General features: G+C 72.5%; 4 protein-coding genes. All 4 read right to left on the bottom strand.

Features of this window, described 5'->3' with window-relative positions:
- The coding region (gene dnaG, locus CCN56_RS12635; RefSeq protein WP_086826510.1) for a DNA primase at positions 1-1,413 on the bottom strand (1,413 nt) is incomplete at its 3' end.
- A 66-nt stretch (positions 1,414-1,479) separates the two neighbouring features.
- Entirely contained in the window at positions 1,480-2,739 is a 1,260-nt protein-coding gene (locus CCN56_RS12630) for an NAD(P)/FAD-dependent oxidoreductase (RefSeq protein WP_086826508.1), read from the bottom strand.
- Between the two features lie 125 nt (positions 2,740-2,864).
- Positions 2,865-4,181, bottom strand: a complete 1,317-nt coding sequence (locus CCN56_RS12625; protein ID WP_086826505.1) for a deoxyguanosinetriphosphate triphosphohydrolase — start codon at positions 4,179-4,181, stop codon at positions 2,865-2,867.
- A 35-nt stretch (positions 4,182-4,216) separates the two neighbouring features.
- A partial coding sequence (locus tag CCN56_RS12620; RefSeq protein ID WP_306300603.1) for a CbiX/SirB N-terminal domain-containing protein occupies positions 4,217-4,495 on the bottom strand: 279 nt, incomplete at its 5' end.

Genomic DNA, 4,495 nt, shown 5'->3' with positions numbered 1-4,495 from the left:
GCCCGAGGGGGCGGCGGCCGGGGCGGGGGTGTCGTACGTCCGCTGGGGCTGCTGCTGCCTGCCGGGGCCGCGCTCGCCGCCCTGCCGCTGCCAGCGGGCGATCTGGGCGACCCGCCGGACCACGAACTGGGTGTCGAGGATGCCGAGCATGCCGGCGAGCTGGACGGCGACCTCGTGCTGGGAGGCGACGTTCTTGATCTTCGCGACGATCGGGGCGGCCTCGTCGAGCGCGGCGGCGCGCCCCGCCGGGGTCTCCAGATCGTACCGCTTCACGATCTGCCGGAGGGCGAACTCGAAGAGCGGGGTGCGGGGTTGGACGAGCTCCGCGACGGCCTCGTCGCCCTTGGCGAGGCGGAGTTCGCAGGGGTCCATGCCGTCGGGCGCGATGGCGATGTACGTCTCGGCGGCGAACTTCTGGTCGTCCTCGAAGGCGCGCAGGGCGGCCTTCTGGCCGGCCGCGTCGCCGTCGAAGGTGAAGATGACGCGGGCCGAGCCGTTGTCCATGAGGAGCCGGCGGAGGATCTTGATGTGGTCGCCGCCGAAGGCGGTGCCGCAGGTGGCGATGGCGGTGGTGACGCCGGCGAGGTGACAGGCCATGACGTCGGTGTAGCCCTCGACGACGACGGCGCGGCTGACCTTGGCGATGTCCTTCTTCGCCAGGTCGATGCCGTACAGCACCTGGGACTTCTTGTAGATCGGCGTCTCGGGCGTGTTGAGGTACTTGGGGCCGTTGTCGTCCTCGCGGAGCTTGCGCGCGCCGAAGCCGACGATCTCGCCGCCGACGTCCTTGATCGGCCACATGAGGCGGCCGCGGAAGCGGTCGATGGGGCCGCGGCGGCCGTCCTGGGAGAGGCCGGAGAGGATCAGCTCCTTGTCGGAGAAGCCCTTGCCGCGCAGGAAGCGGGTGAGGTGGTCCCAGCCGGCCGGGGAGTAGCCGACGCCGAAGTGCTCGGCGGCGGCCTGGTCGAAGCCGCGCTCGGCGAGGAACTTCCGGCCGATCTCGGCCTCGGCGGAGCCGAGTTGGTCGGCGTAGTACTGGGCGGCGATCTTGTGGGCCTCGATCAGGCGGATGCGTTCCCCGCGCTGGTGGCCGGGGTTGTAGCCGCCCTCCTCGTACCGCAGGGTGATGCCCGCCTTCGCGGCGAGGCGCTCGACCGTCTCCGAGAAGGAGAGGTGGTCGATCTTCATCACGAAGGCGATGGTGTCACCGCCTTCCTGGCAGCCGAAGCAGTGGAAGAGTCCCTTGCTGGGGCTGACCTGGAAGGAGGGCGACTTCTCGTCGTGGAAGGGGCAGAGGCCCTTGAGGTTTCCGCCGCCCGCGTTGCGTAGCTGGAGGTACTCGGACACGACGGCGTCGATCGGGACCGCGTCCCGTACCGCCTTCACGTCGTCATCGTTGATCCTGCCTGCCACGCATGAAGTGTACGGGGGTCCGGGGGTCGCCCCCCGGGGGATGTGGGGCCGGGTCGCCCGGTGCGATCAGATCAGGCTCTCCAGGGGGACGGAGGGGTCGGCGAGGGCCTCCGTGTCCACGGGCGTACGGGCGCGGATGAGGTTCTGGACGGGCTCTGTGACGTCCCACACATTCACGTTCATGCCGGCGAGGACCCGGCCCTCCTTGAGCCAGAAGGCGATGAACTCGCGCTTGCCGGTGTCGCCGCGCACGACGACCTGGTCGTACGAGCCCGGCGGCGCCCAGCCCGAGTACTCCATGCCGAGGTCGTACTGGTCGGTGAAGAAGTAGGGCACCCGGTCGTAGGAGACGCGCTGCCCGAGCATGGCGCGGGCGGCGGCCGGGCCGCCGTTGAGGGCGTTGGCCCAGTGCTCGACGCGGAGCCGGGTGTGGAAGAGCGGGTGGTGGACGGCGGCGATGTCGCCGGCGGCGTAGATGTCGGGGTCGGAGGTGCGCAGGGCCTCGTCGACGGCGACGCCGCCGCCGTCGGCCCGGTCGACGAGGGCGAGGCCCGAGTTCTCGGCGAGCGCGGTGCGCGGGGCGGCGCCGATGGCGATCAGTACGGCGTGGGCGGGGTGCTCCTCGCCGTCGTCGGTGCGGACGGCGAGGACCATGCCGTCCTGGCCGACGATCTCGGTGAGCCGGGCGCCGAAGTGGAAGCGGACGCCGTGGTCGGTGTGCAGGTCGGCGAAGAGCTGGCCGAGCTCGGGGCCGAGGACCCGGTGCAGCGGGGTGGGGTCGGCCTCGACGATGGTGACCTCGGCGCCGTAGCCGCGGGCGGCGGAGGCGACCTCCAGGCCGATCCAGCCGGCGCCCGCGATGACCAGGTGGCCGTTGTCGCGGCCGAGCTGCTTGAGCTCGTGGCGGAGCCGCTCGGAGTGGGCGAGCCGGCGCAGGTGGTGGACGCCGGCGAGGTCGGTGCCGGGGATGTCGAGGCGGCGCGGTTCGGCGCCGGTGGCGAGGAGCAGCTTGTCGTAGGCGATGAGGGTGCCGTCGCCGAGGCGGACGGTGCGGGCCCCGCGGTCGATGGCGGTGACGGTCTGGCCGCGGTGGAGCTCGACGTCGTGCTGGGCGTACCAGGCGGCCTCGTGCACGAAGACGGAGTCGCGCTCCTCCTTCCCGAGGAGGTAGCCCTTGGAGAGGGGTGGACGCTCGTAGGGGTGCTCGCGTTCGTCGCCGATGAGGATCACCCGACCGTTGAACCCCTCGGCGCGCAGGGTCTCCGCCGCCTTGGCCCCTGCCAGGCCTCCGCCGACGATGACAAAGGTCTGATCTGCGTCGACCACGTCGTTTCCTCCTCGTTGCGACCGGTTCCAACCTACGCCCCCGGGCGTTCGTCCCGTCGTACCTCCCCGGGCCGTGCCTGCGAGGGTCCCGTACGGAGGGAGGCGACGGAAGAGGGCCGTACGGGCTACCGGGGGGTGCGGAGGCGGGCGTGGAGGGCCCGGGCGGAGGCGTCGGTGAGGTTGGCGATCTGGTCGACGAGGACGCGCTTGCGGGCCCGGTCGTCGCGGGCCGTGTCGAACGCGGCCCGGAACTGCGGTTCGAGTCCGTCAGGTGCGCGGGCGACGAGGGCCTCGGCGAGCTCGGCGACGACGATCCGCTGGTCGGCGCGGAGCGCCTCCTGCTGGGGACGCTGCATCACGTACCGGTCGGCGACGGCCTTGAGGACGGCGCATTCGTTGCGGGTCTCGCGGGGGACGACGAGTTCGGCGGCGTACCGCGTGAGCCGCCCCGAGCCGTAGGCCTGTCGGGTGGCGCCCTCGGCGGCAAGACAGAAGCGGCCGATGAGCTGGCTGGTGGCGTCCTTGAGGCGGGCCTGCGCGACGGCCGAGCCGTCGTAGCCGTGCGGCCACCACTCCTGGTCGACGAGCCGGTCCAGGGCCTCGGCGAGCTCCTGCGGATCGGTGTCCTCGGGTACGTAACGCCCGATGGCGACGGCGAACACGTCGGCCCGCTCGGGCTCGGCGAGGAGCATGTTGGGGTCGATGTGCCCGGCGTGCAGTCCGTCCTCGAAGTCGTGGACCGAGTAGGCCACGTCGTCGGACCAGTCCATGACCTGGGCCTCGAAGCACTTGCGGTGGGCGGGGGCGCCCTGCCGGATCCACTCGAAGACGGGCAGGTCGTCCTCGTACACGCCGAACTTCGGCGAGCCGGGGTCCTCGGGGTGACCGCCGCGCGCCCACGGGTACTTGGTGGCGGCGTCGAGGGCGGCGCGGGTGAGGTTGAGCCCGACGCTGACCAGCTCCCCCTCCCGGTCCTTGACGAAGCGCTTGGGCTCGATGCGGGTGAGGAGCCGGAGCGACTGGGCGTTCCCCTCGAAGCCGCCGCAGTCCTTGGCGACGTCGTTGAGCGCCTGCTCGCCGTTGTGCCCGAAGGGCGGGTGGCCCATGTCGTGGGAGAGGCAGGCGGCCTCGACGAGATCGGGGTCGCAGCCGAGGGCGGCGCCCAGCTCACGGCCCACCTGGGCGCACTCGAGGGAGTGGGTGAGCCTGGTGCGGGGGCTGGCGTCCCAGGCGTGGCTGCGGGTGCCCGGCGTGACCACCTGGGTCTTGCCGGCGAGTCTGCGGAGCGCGGCCGAGTGCAGCACGCGGGCGCGGTCCCGCTGGAAGGCGGTGCGCCCGGGGCGTTTGTCGGGCTCGGCGGCCCAGCGCTCGGTCGCGGCGGAGTCGTAGCCGGGGGTGTCTGTGATGTCTGCGCTGTCCTTGGTGTCCTCGATGCCTGCCATGCCTCGAAGGTAACCGGAGGAACCGACAGAAGGGCTCAGACGGCGACGAGTTCCCGCGTGCGGGCCTTCTCGTAGCGGTGGAGGAGCAGTCGGGCGAGGGCCGGGTGGGCGCCGAGCGGGTCCGAGGCGATCCAGGGGGCGTGGGCGGCGGCTCGGGTCGCGAAGAGGCCGGGGGCGGTGAAGCAGGAGGCGACGGCGACGCGGCGGCCCCTGGCTTCGAGGGCGCGGACGGCGTCGGGGACGGTGGGCGCGGCGGCGGAGGCGTACGCGGGGACGACGGGGACGCCTCCGAGGCGCTCGCCGAGGAGGGCGGC

It is taken from the genome of Streptomyces sp. NRRL B-24572, from assembly GCF_002156145.1.
In the GTDB taxonomy this organism is placed as follows: Bacteria; Actinomycetota; Actinomycetes; order Streptomycetales; family Streptomycetaceae; genus Streptomyces; species Streptomyces vietnamensis.
This window is presented reverse-complemented; position numbering and strand designations above follow the sequence as displayed.